The sequence below is a fragment of the Microbacterium sp. genome (assembly GCF_031180975.1).
Lineage (GTDB): Bacteria > Actinomycetota > Actinomycetes > Actinomycetales > Microbacteriaceae > Microbacterium.
Window position 1 is genome coordinate 170662 of record NZ_JAPSLI010000002.1, and the last position, 16455, is coordinate 187116.

At 70.5% G+C, this 16455-nt stretch carries 13 protein-coding genes, 1 tRNA gene and 1 other RNA gene; 9 read left to right on the plus strand and 6 right to left on the minus strand.

What is annotated here, in order from left to right:
- Window positions 1-30: 30 nt before the first annotated feature.
- Window positions 31-1221 (minus strand): PucR family transcriptional regulator, encoded by a 1191-nt coding sequence (locus RIF65_RS03805; RefSeq protein ID WP_309064500.1) that lies wholly within the window; start codon window positions 1219-1221, stop codon window positions 31-33.
- Between the two features lie 29 nt (window positions 1222-1250).
- Window positions 1251-3977 carry a pyruvate dehydrogenase (acetyl-transferring), homodimeric type gene (gene aceE / locus RIF65_RS03810; RefSeq protein ID WP_309064359.1) on the minus strand — a complete coding sequence of 909 codons (2727 nt, stop codon included), beginning with the start codon at window positions 3975-3977 and terminating at the stop codon, window positions 1251-1253.
- 153 nt (window positions 3978-4130) lie between these two features.
- Between aceE and RIF65_RS03815 the strand changes: the two genes are divergently transcribed.
- Window positions 4131-4203, plus strand: a tRNA-Val gene (locus RIF65_RS03815).
- 11 nt (window positions 4204-4214) lie between these two features.
- Here RIF65_RS03815 and RIF65_RS03820 read toward each other — a convergent pair.
- Window positions 4215-5036 (minus strand): PhzF family phenazine biosynthesis protein, encoded by an 822-nt coding sequence (locus tag RIF65_RS03820; RefSeq protein WP_309064358.1) that lies wholly within the window; start codon window positions 5034-5036, stop codon window positions 4215-4217.
- A gap of 78 nt (window positions 5037-5114) precedes the next feature.
- Here RIF65_RS03820 and RIF65_RS03825 point away from each other — a divergent pair, with 78 nt between their 5' ends.
- Entirely contained in the window at window positions 5115-5672 is a 558-nt protein-coding gene (locus tag RIF65_RS03825) for a dihydrofolate reductase family protein (protein WP_309064357.1), read from the plus strand.
- Here RIF65_RS03825 and RIF65_RS03830 read toward each other — a convergent pair.
- Window positions 5654-6721 (minus strand): acyltransferase, encoded by a 1068-nt coding sequence (locus RIF65_RS03830; protein ID WP_309064356.1) that lies wholly within the window; start codon window positions 6719-6721, stop codon window positions 5654-5656. The genes RIF65_RS03825 and RIF65_RS03830 overlap by 19 nt on opposite strands.
- 38 nt (window positions 6722-6759) lie before the next feature.
- The gene (locus RIF65_RS03835) at window positions 6760-7599 is read right to left on the minus strand and encodes an aldo/keto reductase (RefSeq protein WP_309064355.1); all 840 of its coding nucleotides are present in this window, start codon (window positions 7597-7599) and stop codon (window positions 6760-6762) included.
- A 78-nt stretch (window positions 7600-7677) separates the two neighbouring features.
- Between RIF65_RS03835 and RIF65_RS03840 the strand changes: the two genes are divergently transcribed.
- The 4 genes from RIF65_RS03840 (at window position 7678) to rnpB (ending at window position 11036) form a co-directional block, all read left to right on the plus strand.
- Window positions 7678-8088, plus strand: coding sequence for a YchJ family protein (locus RIF65_RS03840; protein ID WP_309064354.1), 411 nt, complete (start codon window positions 7678-7680; stop codon window positions 8086-8088).
- A gap of 99 nt (window positions 8089-8187) precedes the next feature.
- Window positions 8188-8919 (plus strand): zinc ribbon domain-containing protein, encoded by a 732-nt coding sequence (locus RIF65_RS03845; protein WP_309064353.1) that lies wholly within the window; start codon window positions 8188-8190, stop codon window positions 8917-8919.
- A gap of 36 nt (window positions 8920-8955) precedes the next feature.
- Window positions 8956-10662, plus strand: a complete 1707-nt coding sequence (locus RIF65_RS03850; RefSeq protein ID WP_309064352.1) for a bifunctional 3'-5' exonuclease/DNA polymerase — start codon at window positions 8956-8958, stop codon at window positions 10660-10662.
- A gap of 14 nt (window positions 10663-10676) precedes the next feature.
- An RNA gene (gene rnpB / locus RIF65_RS03855) (RNase P RNA component class A) lies at window positions 10677-11036 on the plus strand.
- 59 nt (window positions 11037-11095) lie between these two features.
- On the opposite strand, the gene ppgK is transcribed toward rnpB, so the two are convergent.
- A complete protein-coding gene (gene ppgK / locus RIF65_RS03860) occupies window positions 11096-11842 on the minus strand; it encodes a polyphosphate--glucose phosphotransferase (RefSeq protein WP_309064351.1) in 747 nt (248 codons plus the stop codon).
- Between the two features lie 68 nt (window positions 11843-11910).
- Here ppgK and RIF65_RS03865 point away from each other — a divergent pair, with 68 nt between their 5' ends.
- From RIF65_RS03865 to RIF65_RS03875, 3 genes are read left to right on the plus strand one after another with little or no spacing between them, the layout of a single operon-like run.
- On the plus strand, window positions 11911-12123 hold the full coding sequence (locus RIF65_RS03865) for an SPOR domain-containing protein (RefSeq protein WP_309064350.1): 213 nt from the start codon (window positions 11911-11913) through the stop codon (window positions 12121-12123).
- A gap of 2 nt (window positions 12124-12125) precedes the next feature.
- The gene (gene glnA / locus RIF65_RS03870; protein WP_309064499.1) at window positions 12126-13463 is read left to right on the plus strand and encodes a type I glutamate--ammonia ligase; all 1338 of its coding nucleotides are present in this window, start codon (window positions 12126-12128) and stop codon (window positions 13461-13463) included.
- Between the two features lie 9 nt (window positions 13464-13472).
- Complete coding sequence (locus tag RIF65_RS03875) at window positions 13473-16454, plus strand: bifunctional [glutamine synthetase] adenylyltransferase/[glutamine synthetase]-adenylyl-L-tyrosine phosphorylase (RefSeq protein WP_309064349.1); 2982 nt, start codon at window positions 13473-13475, stop codon at window positions 16452-16454.
- Window position 16455 lies beyond the last annotated feature (1 nt).

Here is a 16455-nt window from a genome sequence, read left to right on the forward strand (position 1 = left end):
GTGCGTGGCGCACACAGGCGCTGCTCGTGGTCAGCGGCGCCGGGCGAGCGGACGACGGCGCACCGGTTCGGTGGTGCCGATGGAGCCGAGGATGAGGGCGGTCTGCAGGATCAGGGCCTCCCGCGGACCGGTGGCGTCCCAGCCGATGACCTCGCTGACGCGCTTGAGCCGGTAGCGGACGGTGTTGGGGTGCACGAACAGCTCGCGCGCGGTGGCTTCCAGCGAGCGGCCGTTGTCGAGGTAGCTCCACAGCGTGGCGACCAGGTCGGGCGAGTGCGCCTGCAGCGGTCGGTAGATCCGCTCGATCAGCGTCTGCTTCGCGAGTGCGTCGCCGGCCAACGCCCGCTCGGGGAGCAGATCGTCCGCCTGCACCGGCCGAGGCGCGCCACGCCAAGCCCGCGCCACGGCGAACCCGGCGAGGGCGGCGCGGGCGCTCTGCCCGGCGTCCACGAGCGCGGCGACCGGCGGGCCGAGCACGACGTAACCGGGACCGAACGAGGGCTCCAGGCGGTTCGCGATCTCCTCGAACGGCAGATCCTCGCCCTCGTTCTCCTTGCCGGGCACTCGTGCGCGGCCGATGACGAGAACGAGCCGGGAGCCCTGCACACCGATCAGCACGTCCACCGACAGCTTCCGCGCAGTGCGGCGGACCTGGTCCACGTCGAACTGCGGGGGAGTGGTCCCGACGATGACGCACACCTCGCCGTGGCCGTGCCAGCCCAGCGCTGCGATCCGGCTGGGCAGCTCCTCGTCCGCCTCACCCGTGAGGATCGAGTCGACGACGAGCGCCTCCAGCCTGGCATCCCACAGTCCCCGCGCCTCGGCCGCGCGCGCGTACACGTCGGCGGCCGCGAATGCGACGTCGCGTGAGTAGAGCAGGATCGCTTCGCGCAGATGCTCGCCCTTGCCCGCGACGCGCTCCTCGGTGACCTCGACGGTCACCCGGATCAGCTGCAGGGTCTGCTGCAGGCTGACGCTGCGCAGCAGCTCACGCGGCGCGGCCGCGAAGATGTCCGCCGCGATCCACGGGGTGGAGTTCGGGTCGTCGTACCACTGGATGAACGAGGTGATGCCGGCCTGGGCCACCAGCCCGACGGCGGAGCGTCGGGCCGGTGGCATGTCGGCATACCAGGGGAGGGTGTCCTCCAGCCGCTTGATCGTCACCGTGGCGATGTCGCCGGAGATCCGGCGCAGCCAGGCGAGCGTGGCGGCCTTGTCCATGGCCGGCTGTGAGGAACCGGTCACGAAGGTCAGCTCTCGCCGCCGGCGTTCCCGCTCGTGCCGGCGTTCACGTCGAACAGGCGGTACTTCTCGATGGCCTGTCCCACGGCGGAGCGGTCGACCTTGCCCTCCGCGGCCAGCGCCTGGAGGGCGCGCACCACGATCGAGGGGCCGTCGATCTTGAAGAACCGGCGGGCCGCGGCGCGCGTGTCCGAGAAGCCGAAGTCGTCGGCGCCCAGCGTGTAGTACGGCTGCGGAACCCAGGGACGGATCTGGTCCTGCACGGCGTGCATGAAGTCGCTGACGCCGATCACCGGGCCTTCGGCACCCTGCAGCCTCTGGGTGAGGTACGCCGTGCGCGGCTCCTCGTCGGGGTGCAGGAAGTTGTGCTGGTCGACGGCCACACCGTCGCGGCGCAGCTCGGTCCACGACGTGACCGACCACACGTCGGCCACGACGCCCCAGTCGTCCTTCAGCAGCTGCTGCGCCTCCAGCGCCCACGGCACGCCGACGCCCGAGGCGAACAGCTGGGTGCGGGGGCCGTCGCCCTCGCCCTGCGAGATGCGGTGGATCCCGCGGACGATTCCGTCCACGTCGACCCCCTCCGGCTCAGCGGGCTGGACGAGCGGCTCGTTGTAGACGGTGATGTAGTACATCACGTTCGGGTCTTCGTGCTCGCCGCCGTACATCCGCTCAAGACCGGAGCGGACGATGTGCGCGATCTCGTACCCGTACGCCGGGTCGTACGACACCGTCGCCGGGTTCGTCGCCGCGAGCAGGTGCGAGTGGCCGTCGGCGTGCTGCAGGCCCTCACCGGTCAGGGTGGTGCGGCCGGCGGTCGCGCCGATGATGAATCCGCGTGCCATCTGGTCGCCCGCCGCCCACTGGGCGTCGCCGGTGCGCTGGAATCCGAACATCGAGTAGAAGATGTAGATCGGGATGAGCGGCTCGCCGTGCGTGGCGTACGACGTGCCGGCGGCGGTGAACGCCGCGAGAGCGCCCGCCTCGTTGATGCCGACGTGCACGATCTGGCCCTGCGGGCTCTCCTTGTACGCCAGCAGCAGCTCGCGGTCCACCGACGTGTAGTGCTGCCCGTTCGGGTTGTAGATCTTCGCCGTCGGGAAGTACGCGTCCATGCCGAACGTGCGCGCCTCGTCCGGGATGATCGGCACGATCCGGTGACCGAAGTCCTTCGAGCGCAGCAGGTCCTTGAGCAGACGCACGAACGCCATCGTGGTGGCGACCTCCTGCGTGCCCGAGCCCTTCTTCGGCAGGGCGTACGCGGAGTCGTCGGGAAGCGAGATCGGCACGTGCGTGGCACGGCGCTCGGGGATGAACCCGCCCAGGGTGCGGCGGCGCTCGAGCATGTACTGGATCGTCTCGTCCTGCGGACCGGGGTTGTAGTACGGCGGCAGGTACGGGTTCTCCTCGAGCTGCGCATCCGTGATCGGGATGTGCATGGTGTCGCGGAAGGTCTTGAGGTTCTCCAGCGTCATCTTCTTCATCTGGTGGGTCGCGTTGCGGCCCTCGAAGTGCGGTCCGAGACCGTAGCCCTTCACGGTCTTGGCGAGGATGACGGTGGGCTGGCCCTTGTGCTCCATCGCGGCCTTGTATGCGGCGTACACCTTGCGGTAGTCGTGGCCGCCGCGTCGCAGGTGCCAGATCTGGTCGTCGGTGTAGTCCTTGACCAGCGCGGCTGCCCGCTCGTCCTTGCCGAAGAAGTGCTCGCGCACGTACGCGCCGGACTCCGCCTTGTAGGTCTGGTAGTCGCCGTCGGGCGTGGAGTTCATGATGTTCAGCAGCGCGCCGTCGGTGTCGCGGGCGAGCAGGTCGTCCCACTCCCGACCCCACACCACCTTGATGACGTTCCAGCCGGCACCGCGGAAGAACGACTCCAGCTCCTGGATGATCTTGCCGTTGCCGCGGACAGGACCGTCCAGGCGCTGCAGGTTGCAGTTGATCACGAAGGTGAGGTTGTCCAGGCCTTCGTTCGCCGCGACCTGGAGCTGACCGCGGGACTCGACCTCGTCCATCTCGCCGTCGCCGAGGAACGCCCACACGTGCGAGTCGGAGACGTCCTTGATGCCACGGTTGGCGAGGTACTTGTTCGACATCGCCTGGTAGATCGCGTTGATGGGACCGAGCCCCATCGACACGGTCGGGAACTGCCAGTACTCCGGCATGAGCCGCGGGTGCGGGTAGGACGGGATGCCGAACGGTGCCTGCGATTTCTCCTGACGGAAGCCGTCGAGGTGCTGCTCGGTGAGGCGCCCCTCGAGGAAGGAGCGGGCGTAGATGCCGGGGGAGGCGTGGCCCTGGATGAAGATCTGGTCGCCGCCGCCCGGGTGGTCGGCGCCGCGGAAGAAGTGGTTGAAGCCGACCTCGTACAGCGACGCCGAGGACGCGTAGGTGGAGATGTGGCCGCCGACGCCGATGCCGGGGCGCTGCGCACGGTGCACGGTGACCGCGGCGTTCCAGCGGATCCATGCGCGGTAGCGCCGCTCGATCTCCTCGTCACCGGGGAAGTCCGGCTCGTTCTCGGGGGCGATCGTGTTGATGTAGTCCGTGGTCGGGACCATCGGCACGCCCAGGTGCAGCTCCTTGGAGCGCTTGAGCAGGCTGAGCATGATCTCGCGGCCGCGCCCGTGGCCCTTGGCCTCCACCAGCTCGTCGAGCGACTGCTGCCACTCGCCGGTCTCGTCCGGATCGCTGTCGAGGGGGCCCTGGGAGTATGGATCCTGATCGTGAACGGTCACGGTGGAGCCTTTCGTCTTACTGGCAGGTCGTGCCAAGGAAACGGGATGCGTCGCGGGGGAGCCTTGTCGGCTCGGCACAACGCGCGCTGTGCTCAGCCTATCCCTCCCGGCGGACGAGGCGCGCATCCGACGCGGGGTAGACTGGGCCGGTCAGGGCCTTTAGCTCAGCTGGTAGAGCAACGGTTTTACACACCGTAGGTCGTCGGTTCGATCCCGGCAGGGCCCACCCTCCACCCGTCACAGCGGCAGCGTGACCGAACCCTCCAGATACCGCACGCACCGTCCGGACAGCAGGACGCGATCGCCCTGCAGCCGGATCGCCACCGTCCCGCCCCGCGGCGACATCTGTCGCGCGGTCATCTCGTGCGTGCCCAGCCGCTGTGCCCACAGCGGGGCCAGCTGGCAGTGCGAGGACCCGGTCACCGGATCCTCGGGGACGCCGGCCTGAGCCCCGAACCAGCGCGACACGAAGTCGAACTCCGTGCCGTCACCGGGCGCGGTGACGGCGATCCCGCGCACCGGCAGCGACGCCAGGAACGTCAGGTCCGGGGTGAGAGCGCGAACCGTCTCGGCGTCCGCCACCGTGTAGATCAGGTCTGTCGCGCGATGCGCCTCGAGCACCTCGGCGCCGAGCGCACGCGCGATCGACGGATCCACGTCGACCGGCGCCGGCGTCTCGGTCGGCAAGTCCATGGTCAGCAGACCGTCCGCCGATCGGCTGACGCTCAGCCACCCGCTGCGGGTGGAGAACTGGAGGGCGTCGACGTCGGGATGCACGTCGTCGAACAGGTACGACGAGGCGGCCAGCGTGGCGTGCCCGCACAGGTCCACCTCGGTCGCGGGGGTGAACCAGCGCAGATCGTAGGCGGGCCGGGACGAGTCGGGCGCGTCGTCCGCCACGCGCTCGACCAGGAACGCGGTCTCCGAGAGGTTGTTCTCCAGTGCCAGGCGCTGGAGGACCTCGTCCGGAAGCCACCGATCCAGCGGCATCACCGCAGCGGGATTGCCTTCGAACAGCACCTCGGCGAACGCATCGATCTGGATCAGGGGAATGCTCACGACTACCTCTCGACGTACCGGCGCTCGGCGACCAGCCTATGGGGTGACCGAAGGTCGGCTTCTCCGTAGACTCGCGCCATGGGACTGCTGACCTTCAGCATCAACGTGACCTTGGACGGCTGCGTCGACCACCGGGAGGGCATCGCCGACGACGAGACGCACGCCTACTTCACCGACCTGATGGACAGGTCCGGTGCGATGCTCTGGGGCCGGGTCACCTACGAGCTGATGGAGAACTCCTGGCCGCCGATCGCGCGGGGTGAGCAGGACGCGCCTGCGGCGCTGCGTGAATGGGCGGTCAAGCTGGAGGCCAAGCCGAAGTACGTCGCGTCGTCCACCCGCTCCGACTACCCGTGGAGCAACAGCCACCACCTCGCCCGGGACCTGCGCACGAGCGTGCAGCAGCTCAAGGACGCCACGCCGACGGGGGTGCTGCTCGGCAGCGGCAGCCTCGCGGTCGAGCTGGATCGCCTGGACCTGATCGACGAGTACCGGTTCCTCGTCCACCCCAGGATCGCCGGTCACGGCCCGACGCTGTACCAGCGCGGTCTGCCCAGCACCCGGCGGCTGGACCTGATCTCAGCGCACCCGCTCGGCAGCGGCGTGGTGGCGATGCACTACCGGCGCTCGGGCTGAGTCCTCCGCGCCGGCCACGGCCGCTTCGGCAGCTCGAAGAGCAGCTTGACCGGCATCCGTCGCCCGAGCAGGGCGAACCCCGTCGAGATCGCGACGGTCGCGGTGAAGATCACCACCAGGCCGATGCCCGGGGTCGTGATGCCGGCCTTCATCGCCAGCCAGCCGAGGGCGGCGAACACCGGGTAATGCGCGACGTAGTAGATCAGCGAGTACCTGCCGACGAAGCGCACCGGCGCCAGCCATCCGGCGTCGGGCACGACCGCGGTGAGCCGGACCAGGATGAGGATGCCCAGAATGGCGGGCAGCGCCGACCACGGCTCGTACCAGAGGGCGTCCACGAATCCGGAGTACAGCGCCACGCCGAGCGGGATCACCGAGAGCACTGCGGCGAGCGGCACGCTCAGCAACCGGGCGTACTGGTCCCAGTGCTTCTCGATGAAGGCGCCGAGGAAGAAGAACGGCATCAGGTAGAAGAACCGCTGCAGCAGCTCGAGCTCCGCCGGGATGAGGAACATCACGACGAACGGCACCGCGACCATCACCCAGGCGGGGATCCACCGGATCAGCAGCGCGAGGAGGTAGTACGCGAAGATGAACTGCATGAACCAGAGGTAGGTGTTCCAGAACCCGAGCTCCCACGGCATGTAGTCGCCCTGCCCGACGATGCGCTCGGATGCCGCGTACACGAGCGTCCACACCACGATCGGCCAGAGGATCCGTCGGACCTTCCCCCAGATGTACGGGCCGGTGGGCGTCTTCAGCGAACCGGCCACCAGCAGCCCTGACAGGAACATCAGCATCGGCATCCGGTACGGAGCGAAGAACGCGCTGAGGAATTCGAAGAACGCGGGCACCTCGCCGATCCGGTAGTCGACGATCTGCGTGCTGTGGTGCAGGATCACCAGCAGGATCGACAGTCCGCGCAGCAGGTCCATCCATCCGATCCGGCGGTCGTGCCGGTCGAGCGCGCGCGAGATGTCGACGCCGCGGCGATCGACCGCACGGCGCACGGGAGCCGCGGACGGGAGGGATTCGGTGTGCTCGGACATCCCGGCAAGTATACGAGCGCGGGATGTCCGAGCCCGGGTCACATCTCCTCGTGCGTGGCGGGGTCCGCGTCGAACAGTCGCCCGTCGGCTCGGCCCAGGGCCGTGATCGCCTCGACCTCGGCGTCGTCGAGCGCCACCTGGGCGGCCGCGAGGTTCGAGCGCTGGTGGTCGAGCGACGCGGCCTTCGGGATCGCCACGGTGCCGCGGGCGACGTGCCACGCGAGAACCGCCTGTGCCGGGGTGATGCCGTGCGCGGCCGCGACCTCGAGGATGACCGGCTCCTGCAGCAGCTCCTTCGCGCGCCCGAGCGGGCTCCACGCCACGGTGAGGATGCCGCGCTCGGCGTGCAACGCGAGCGCCTCCGTCTGCGGGAAGTACGGATGCACCTCGATCTGGTTCACCACCGGGCGCACGCCTGTCTCCGACTCGACGCGCTCGAGGTGCTCAGGCAGGAAGTTGGACACGCCGATCTGACGCACGGTGCCGCGCTGCTGCGCGTCGACCAGAGCCGACCACGCCTCGACGTACCGGCCGACGCTCGGGTTCGGCCAGTGGATCAGGTGCAGATCGGTGGCGTCCAGACCGAGGCGGCGACGGCTCTCCTCGATGCTGGTGCGAGCCTTCGCGGCGGCGTGGTGGCGACCAGGCAGCTTCGTGGTGACGATGATCTCCGACCGGTCGACGGATGCGGCGGCGACACCCGCGCCCACCACTCCCTCGTTCTCGTAGTTGAACGCCGTGTCGACGAGGCGATAGCCGGCGTCGATGGCGGCCGTCACGGCATCCGCGCCGGCGTCACCGCGCAGGCCGTAGGTGCCCAGTCCCACCGCGGGGAGCCGAAAGCCGTTGTGGGCGGTGAACATCGGGGCGTCGGTCATGTGCTCTCCTTCTGTCTCGCGTCCCAGCCAGCCTAGGACGATCACCGCGTCGGTCAGCGGGCCTGAGAGCATTGCTGCATGTCTCCGGTTCCCGCCCCCGCCGACGTCGACCGCTGCCCGTGCACGAGCGGGGACGTGTTCGGCTCCTGCTGCGCCCCCGTGCTCGCGACGGGCGTGGCGCCCACCGCTGTGCGCCTCATGCGCTCCCGGTTCACCGCTTTCGCCATCGGCGACGCCGCGCACCTGCTGCGCACGTGGCACCCGTCGACGAGGCCTGCCCGGCTCGACCTCGACGAGGAGGTGCGGTGGGTGCGGCTGGACATCCTCGATGTGGTGGGCGGCGGCCCGTTCGACCGCGACGGGATCGTCGAGTTCGCCGCGGTGCATCGGGATGCCGAGGGGCGGGGTGTCCTGCGCGAGCGGAGCCGCTTCGTGCGCGAGGACCGGACCTGGTTGTACGTGGACGGGGAGGCGGGCGTCCAGCGCTGAGCGCTGCGGGTGATCGGCGCGGGCGCCTGCAACCCTTGCTCGCTCGGCACGTCGCTCACAAGTGGCGACGGCCTCGCTCGCTGCGGGTAGGTTTGAGACGTGAAAGCCAGCCCGGAGAACCAGCGCACCCTGCTCGACATCGCCGACCTCGACCGGCGGATCCGGCAGGCGGAGACCGCCCGGACGAAGCCGCCACAGGGCGCCCGCATCAACGAGCTGTCCGGACTGCGCCAGGAGCAGCTGCGCGAACTGACGCAGCTGACCGGAAAGCTCGAGGACGCCAAGGCCGAACTGAAGCGACTCGAGTCCGACGTCGCCCTGGCCGAGGAGCGCCGCGACCGTGACGCGCAGCGGCTCGCCGCCGCGACCGACTCCAAGCAGGCTCAAGCCCTCGAGAACGAGATCGTCAGCCTGGAGCGCCGACTGAGCACCCTCGAGGACGCCGAGCTCGACGTGATGGGCAGGGTCGAGGAGGCGCAGGCCGCCGTCGACGCGCAGCAGGCGCTCATCGACCAGACCAACGCCGAGGGCGTGCAGCTGACCGCGCAGGCCAAGGCCGACATGGCCGCCGCCGCGACCCAGGTCGAGCAGCTGGGCCGGGACCGCGACGCGCTCGCGCGGTCCGTGGACGACGCACTGCTCGCCGAGTACGAGCGCCGCGCGCAGCGCGGCGTGGGCGTCGGTCTGCTCCGCCGCGGAGTCTGCGAGGGCTGCCAGATGGTGCTCGCCGGCACCGACATCACCGCCATCCGCCGCGCGGCCGACGACGACATCGTCTCCTGCCCGGAGTGCGGCTGCATCCTCGTCCGGACCGACGAGTCCGGGCTGTGACGCGCGACGTCCGAACCCGCTGGTACACCTGAGGACGTGAACTCCGCGTCTCCGGCCGTCGTGCTCGTCGGCCGTGCGGACGCCGGCGACTGGCTCCTGTCGCTCGTCACCGATGGCACGCCGTCCGCACCGGTGCGCGTCACGCATGCCGCTCTCGTCGCCCGGGTGCGCCAGCTGGAGGTCGAGCACGCACCGCGCTGGACCGTGCGGAGCCTCCGCTCGTTCTACCCGCCGCTGCTCGCGGCGGGTGTGCGCCTGCGTCGCGCCCACGACCTGCTGCTGTGTCATGCGATCCTGCGCGACACAGCAGCACTGGAGCCGCCGCTGGCGGCATCCGCTCTCTGGTTGCGGGAGGACCCCGTGGCAGCGACCGCGGCGCCGGGCCTGTTCGAGGTATCCGGCGACGACAGCAGCACTGCGGAGTCGTTCGAGGAGGTGCGGGCGGAGTGGGTGCGTCAGCAGCAGGCCCTCGCGCGCGCTGCCGACGGCCGGCTCGCCTTGCTGTGCGCGGCGGAGTCGACGGGCGCACTGGTCGCGGAGGAGATGACGGCCGCCGGTCTGCCGTGGAGCAGAGCCGTCCACGAGCGGATCCTCGACGAGCAGCTCGGCCCGCGGCCGCTGCGAGGTGGACGGCCGGCGATCATGGCGCGCCTCGCAACCGAGATCGCGCGCCTCTTGGACGACGAGAGCGTCAACCCCGACAGCCCGCCTCGGCTGCTGCGCACTCTGCACCGCGCCGGCGTGTTCGTGGAGTCCACATCGCGCTGGGAGCTGTCGCGCGTCGAGCACCCGGTCGTCGCGCCGCTGCTGCAGTACAAGAAGCTGGCCAGGCTGTTCACCGCGAACGGCTGGGCATGGCTCGACGAGTGGGTGCACGACGACCGGTTCCGGCCGGTGTACCTCACCGGTGGCGTCGTGACCGGCCGGTGGGCGTCGTCGGGTGGGGGAGCGTTGCAGATCCCGCGGCAGCTGCGGGAGGCGGTGCGCGCCGATCCGGACTGGACGCTGGTCGGCGCGGATGTCGCCCAGCTCGAGCCGCGTGTGCTCGCCGCGATGTCGCAGGACACCGCCATGGCGGATGCCGCGCGCGGCGCAGACCTCTACGAGGGCGTGGTCCGCTCCGGTGCGGTCGCCACGCGCGACGAGGCGAAGTACGCCGTGCTCGGCGCGATGTACGGGGCGACCACCGGTGAGAGCGGACGCCTCGTACCGCGGCTGCGCGCGGTGTTCCCCCGCGCGATGGGCCTGGTCGACGCGGCGGCGAGGACGGGGGAGGACGGCGGCGTGGTGAGCACCCTGCTCGGGCGCAGCTCGCCCCGACCGGATGCCGGCTGGCAGAGCACCCAGTCGCGTGCCAGCGACCCGGGCGCCGGCGGTGCGGACGAGTCCCGCGCACGCAGCCGGGCGCGGGATCGAGGCCGCTTCACCCGCAACTTCGTCGTGCAGGGCACCGCCGCCGAGTGGGCGCTGCTGTGGCTGGCGGAGATCCGCCACCGGCTGAGTGCGTTGCCCCCGGCATCCGTCCCCGCCACCGCCTCGGGGCCGGTGTTCTCGACCAGGGCGCACCTGGCGTTCTTCCTGCACGACGAGGTGATCGTGCACTGCCCGCGCGAGCAGGCCGAGGCCGTGGCGGATGCCGTGCGGCAGGCGGCCGATGCGGCCACGGCGCGGCTGTTCCCCGGCTTCCCCGTGGACATCCCGCTCGACCTGCGCACCAGTGATCACGCGGGCAAGTCCGCGTAGACTGGGCATGCGAGCGGGTCGGCCGGACGGTCGCGTTGCGGTTCACCGCACCGAGGAACGTCCGGGCTCCGCAGGGCAGGGCGGTGGGTAACACCCACCCGGAGTGATCCGCGAGACAGTGCCACAGAGAGAAGACCGCCGGACTCCGGTCCGGTAAGGGTGAAAGGGTGGTGTAAGAGACCACCGGGGGGCGCGGTGACGCGTCCCGCCAGGTAAACCTCGCCCGGAGCAAGACCAGACAGAGGATGATGACGCGGCCCGCCGAGTCCTCGGGTAGGTCGCTGGAGCGGCACGGCAACGTGTCGCCGAGAGAGATGGCCGTCGAAGGGGCTCGCGCCCCGGAACAGAACCCGGCGTACAGGCCGGCCCGCTCGCTCCTCAACACGAATGCCCGGATCCGCTCGGATCCGGGCATTTGCGCGTACGTGTCGGGTCAGATGTCGGCCGCGAGAGAGGCGGCGCCGATGATCCCGGACGAGTTGCGGTGCACGGCCGCGACGATCGGGGTGTTCAGCTCCAGCAGCGGCAGGAACTTCTCGGGGTGCTTGGAGACGCCGCCGCCGACGACGAACAGGTCGGGGCTGAACAGGAACTCGACGTGGCTGTAGAACTCCTGCAGGCGCGCGGACCAGTCCACCCATGAGAGCTGCTCGCGCTCCATCGCCGAGTAAGCCGTCCAGCGCTCGATCGATTCGCCGTCACGCTTGAGGTGGCCGAGCTCGGTGTTCGGGATGAGGACGCCGTCGTACAGGAAGGCCGAGCCGATCCCGGTGCCGAGCGTGGTCATGATGGTCAGGCCCCTGGCGTCGCGCGCTGCGCCGTGTCGCGCCTCCGCCACGCCGGCGGCATCCGCGTCGTTCACGAAGCTGATGTGGCGGCCCAGGCCGTCCTCGAAGAACTTCTCCGCCTCGAAGCCGATCCAGTCCTTCGCGATGTTCGCGGCGGACAGGGTGCGGCCGCGCTTGACGATCGCGGGGAACGCGACGCCGAGCGGCAGCTGCGAGTCGGCCACGCCGAGTACCTGCAGCACCTCTCGGACCGTCTCGAGCACGTCCGCGGGACGCGCACCCTGCGGCGTGGGGACGCGAACGCGCTCGGAGTCGAGCGTGCCGTGCGCGAGGTTGACGATTCCTGCCTTGATGCCCGTGCCGCCGATGTCGACGCCGATTGCCTGTGCCATGGCGATTAGCCTAGCGACGTCCACGCGCGGGATTAGGATCGTGACGAGATCCCGACGAAGGAGCTGGCATGTCCGACGGCGACGAGAAGTACTGGTACAACCTCAGCACCGGAGAGGTCGAGTTCGGCATGCAGTCCGCCGCCGTCGATCGCGTCGGTCCGTTCGACACGGCCGAGGAGGCGGCCCGGGCGCCGGAGACCCTCCGTGAGCGCTCCCGGGCGTGGGCCGAGGAAGAGGCGGCAGAGGACGGCTGGGGCCGCAAGGCCGAGGGCGACAGGTGAGCGTGGACAAGCAGCGCGACTTCGTGCTCCGCACGATCGAGGAGCGCGGCGTGAAGTTCGTGCGCCTCTGGTTCACCGACGTCATCGGCACGCTGAAGTCGGTGGCGATCGCCCCGGCCGAGGTCGAGGGCGCCTTCGCCGAGGGGATCGGGTTCGACGGCTCCGCCATCGAAGGCCTCACCCGCACCTTCGAATCCGACCTGCTGGCGCAGCCCGACCCGACCACATTCCAGATCCTGCCGTGGCGCGGTGAGGTGGATCCCACTGCGCGGATGTTCTGCGACCTGACCACGCCGGACGGGCGGCCGGCCGTGTCCGACCCGCGCAACGTGCTGCGCCGCGCGCTCGCGAAGGCCGCCGACGCCGGGTTCACCTTCTACACGCACCCCGAGATCGAGTTCTACCTGCTGAAGTCGTCGTCGTTCGGGCCGGAGGGCCCCGTGCCGGTCGACTCGGCCGGCTACTTCGACAACGTCCCCGGCGGCACCGCGCACGACTTCCGCCGCAGTTCGGTGCGGATGCTGGAGGACCTCGGCATCTCGGTGGAGTACAGCCACCACGAGGGCGGCCCCGGGCAGAACGAGATCGACCTGCGCTACGCCGACGCTCTGACCACCGCCGACAACATCATGACGTTCCGCACCGTGGTGAAGGAGGTCGCCATCGCGGAGGGCGTGTACGCCACGTTCATGCCGAAGCCGCTCAGCAACCACCCCGGCAGTGGCATGCACACCCACATGTCGCTGTTCGAGGGCGACACCAACGCGTTCTACGAGGCGGGGGCCAAGTACCAGCTGTCGCAGACCGGCCGCCGCTTCATCGCCGGCCTGCTGCGGCATGCCAACGAGATCGCCGCGGTCACGAACCAGTTCGTCAACTCGTACAAGCGACTCTGGGGCGGCGACGAGGCGCCGAGCTTCGTCACGTGGGGGCACAACAACCGCTCCGCCCTGGTGCGCGTGCCGATGTACAAGCCCAACAAGGGCCAGTCGACACGCGTCGAGTACCGTGCCCTGGATTCGGCGTGCAACCCGTATCTCGCCTACGCGCTGATGCTCGCCGCCGGGCTCAAGGGCATCGAGGAGGAGTACGAACTCCCGCCCGAGGCGGAGGACAACGTGTGGTCCCTCAGCGACGCGGAACGACGTGCGCTGGGGTACGCCCCGCTGCCGGCCAGCCTGGACCACGCCCTCGAGTACATGCAGGAGTCAGAGCTGGTGGCGGAGACGCTGGGCGAGCAGGTCTTCAACTACGTGCTGCTCAACAAGCGCAAGGAGTGGGAGGCGTACCGCGGTCAGGTGACGCCGTTCGAGCTCGAGAACAACCTCGGACTGCTCTGAGACGCGGCCATGGCGCGCCCTGACGCATCAGTGTCGCTGTCGGCGCTGGCTCGGCTCGGCTTCGTCGAGCTTTCGGCGGCGTCCGCCGCGCTCACCGAGCTCGCCGAATTGACCGGTCTCGACCGTGTCGAGCTGGTCGACGGGCTGGACGCTGCCGACCCCGATGCGGCCGCGACCGGTCTGCTGCGCATCGCCCGGCGCGACGCCGAGATCGTGACGCGTGTGCTGCGGGACGCCGAGACGCGCACCGCCGCGTGGCGACTGCTGGGCGCTTCGCCCGGGCTGGCGGCCTTCTTCGTCCGCCGACCGAGCGCCTTCACGACCGACGGGTTGCGCCGCACCGAGCTGCCTGGCCCCGACGAGCTCCGCGCCCGGATGCTGGCCGCGGTCGATGAGCGCGACGGGTTCGGCAGCGCCGGTGACGCGGCCCGGGTGGCGCTGCGCATCGAATACCGCCGCTGCCTCGCCGAGATCGCCGCTGCCGACCTCGCCGCGCCGGATGCCGTCGCGGCGGTCGCCGCGGTGTCGGCCGCCCTTGCGGATGCTGCGGCCGCGGCGCTCGAAGGGGCGCTCGCGATCGCCAGGGCGGAGCTCGCAACGGATGGACGGCAGGCGTCGGCGGCCGAGATCGCCGCCACCCGGCTGGCGGTCATCGGGATGGGCAAGGCGGGGGCGCGTGAGCTGAACTACGTCAGCGATGTCGACGTGATCTTCGTCGCCGGCACCGCGGACGAGGAGATCGTCGGTGAGGCGCGGGCCGTGGACATCGCCACCCGGCTGGCCCGCGAGACGATGCGCGCCCTGTCCGGCGTGGAGTCAGAGCCGCCGCTGTGGGAGGTCGACGCCGCGCTCCGGCCCGAGGGCAAGCAGGGCCCCCTGGTGCGCTCCCTCGGCTCGCACCTGGCCTACTACGACCGCTGGGCGAAGAGCTGGGAGTTCCAGGCACTGCTGAAGGCGCGAGCACTGGCCGGCGATCCGGAGCTCGGCGCCGAATACATCGCCGCCGTACAGCCGAAGGTGTGGTCGAGCGCGGCGCGCGAGGACTTCGTCGGCAGTGTGCAGCGGATGCGGGAACGGGTCACCGATCACATCCCGCCGGAGGACGTCGCCTACCAGCTGAAGCTCGGCCCCGGCGGCCTGCGCGACATCGAGTTCACGGTGCAGCTGCTGCAGCTCGTGCACGGCTTGAGCGACCCCAGCCTGCGCACACGCGGCACCCTGGAGTCCCTGGACGCCCTCGTCGAGGGCGGGTACATCGGGCGCGTCGAGTCGGCGTCGTTCGCCGAGCAGTACCGCATCCTGCGTCTCATCGAGCACAGGCTGCAACTGCGCGACCTGCAGCGCACGCACCTCGTGCCGCGCGACGACGACGGCCTGCGTCTGCTGGCACGCGCCACCGGCCTGGCCGACAGCGCCACCGGCATCCGTGAGGTGTGGGAGGGCGTCCGGCGCGAGGTGCGCGAGCAGCACGTGCGGCTGTTCTACCGCCCGCTGCTCACCGCCGTCGCGTCCCTGCCCGCGGAGGAGCGCACCCTGTCGACGGCGCAGGCGGGGGAGCGGCTCGCCGCGATCGGCTTCCGGGACCCGGGCGGAGCGCTGCGCCACATCGCCGCTCTCACATCGGGGATCAGCCGCAAGGCGACCATCCAGCGGCATCTGATGCCGGTGATGCTGCGCTGGTTCGCCGACGGCACCGACCCGGACTACGGTCTGGTCGCGTTCCGCCGGATCAGTGAACGACTCGGCGACACGCACTGGTTCCTGCGCATGCTGCGCGACTCGTCCGGGGCAGCGGAGCGCCTGACCCTGCTGCTGTCGAGCTCACGGTACGTGGGCGAGCTGATGGAGTGGACCCCGGAGTCGGTCGCCTGGCTGGACAGCGCCGAGGCTCTCCGCCCGCGCGGCTGGGCGGCGCTGGACGAGGAGGCGCGCGCGATCCAGACGCGGCATGCGACGACGAAGCCGGCGTTGCGGGCGGTCCGGGCGCTGCGGCGCCGGGAGTTGCTGCGCACGGCGATGGGCGCGGTGCTGGGCAGCATCGGCATCGAGGAGGTCGCGCAGGCGCTGACCGAGATCACCGAGGCGACCATCCAGGCGGCTCTGCGGGCGGTCCGTCGCGAGGTGGTCCCGGCCCAGGACGACGCGCTCGACTTCTCCATCATCGGCATGGGGCGGTTCGGCGGTGCGGAGCTCGGCTTCGGCTCGGACGCGGACGTGCTGTTCGTGTACGACCCCAACGGCGTGGAGCCGCAGCGGGCGCAGCGGCTGGCGCAGGACATCGTCGCGGGGCTGCGGGAGCATCTCGCGGACCACCGCGTGCCCCTGGACCTCGACGCGGACCTGCGGCCGGAGGGGCGCAACGGTCCGATCGTGCGCACGATCGACGCCTACGCCGAGTACTACCGACGCTGGTCGCTGTCGTGGGAGGCGCAGGCGCTGCTGCGTGCGCGCGGCGTCGCCGGGAGTGCGAAACTGATCGCGCGCTTCATGGAACTGGCCGACAGCGTGCGCTACCCGCAGGACGTCTCGCCGCAGGATGTGCGGGAGATCAAGCGGATCAAGGCGCGGGTGGAGGGCGAGCGGCTGCCACAGGGCGTGGACCCGCGCCGGCATCTGAAGCTGGGGCCGGGGACCCTCAGCGACGTGGAGTGGATGGTGCAGGTGCTGCAACTGCAACACGGGTTCCGCATCCCCGAGCTGCGCACCACCTCCACTCTGCGCGCGCTGACGGCCGCGGTGGACGCCGGGCTGATTCCCGCAGAGGCGGCGGAACTGCTCCGGGAGGCGTGGGTGCTGTCCAGCCGGCTCCGATCCGCGATGACGCTGCTCACCGGGCAGACCAGGGATGCGCTGCCGACCGACATCCGCGAGCTGGACGGCGTCGGGCGGCTGCTCGGCTATCCCGACCGATCGGCCATCGCGCTGGACGAGGATTATCTGCGGGTCACCCGGCGGGCACGCCGCGTGTTCGAGCAGCAGTTCTACGGATGAG

Bases quoted from the DNA above. Each gene is read 5' to 3' on its own strand.
- RIF65_RS03835 (WP_309064355.1), bottom strand. From the start codon at position 7,599: ATGACCGACGCCCCGATGTTCACCGCCCACAACGGCTTTCGGCTCCCC.
- RIF65_RS03825 (WP_309064357.1), top strand. From the start codon at position 5,115: ATGGGACTGCTGACCTTCAGCATCAACGTGACCTTGGACGGCTGCGTC.
- ppgK (WP_309064351.1), bottom strand. From the start codon at position 11,842: ATGGCACAGGCAATCGGCGTCGACATCGGCGGCACGGGCATCAAGGCA.
- RIF65_RS03865 (WP_309064350.1), top strand. From the start codon at position 11,911: ATGTCCGACGGCGACGAGAAGTACTGGTACAACCTCAGCACCGGAGAG.
- RIF65_RS03875 (WP_309064349.1), top strand. From the start codon at position 13,473: ATGGCGCGCCCTGACGCATCAGTGTCGCTGTCGGCGCTGGCTCGGCTC.
- RIF65_RS03830 (WP_309064356.1), bottom strand. From the start codon at position 6,721: ATGTCCGAGCACACCGAATCCCTCCCGTCCGCGGCTCCCGTGCGCCGT.
- RIF65_RS03805 (WP_309064500.1), bottom strand. From the start codon at position 1,221: ATGGACAAGGCCGCCACGCTCGCCTGGCTGCGCCGGATCTCCGGCGAC.
- RIF65_RS03840 (WP_309064354.1), top strand. From the start codon at position 7,678: ATGTCTCCGGTTCCCGCCCCCGCCGACGTCGACCGCTGCCCGTGCACG.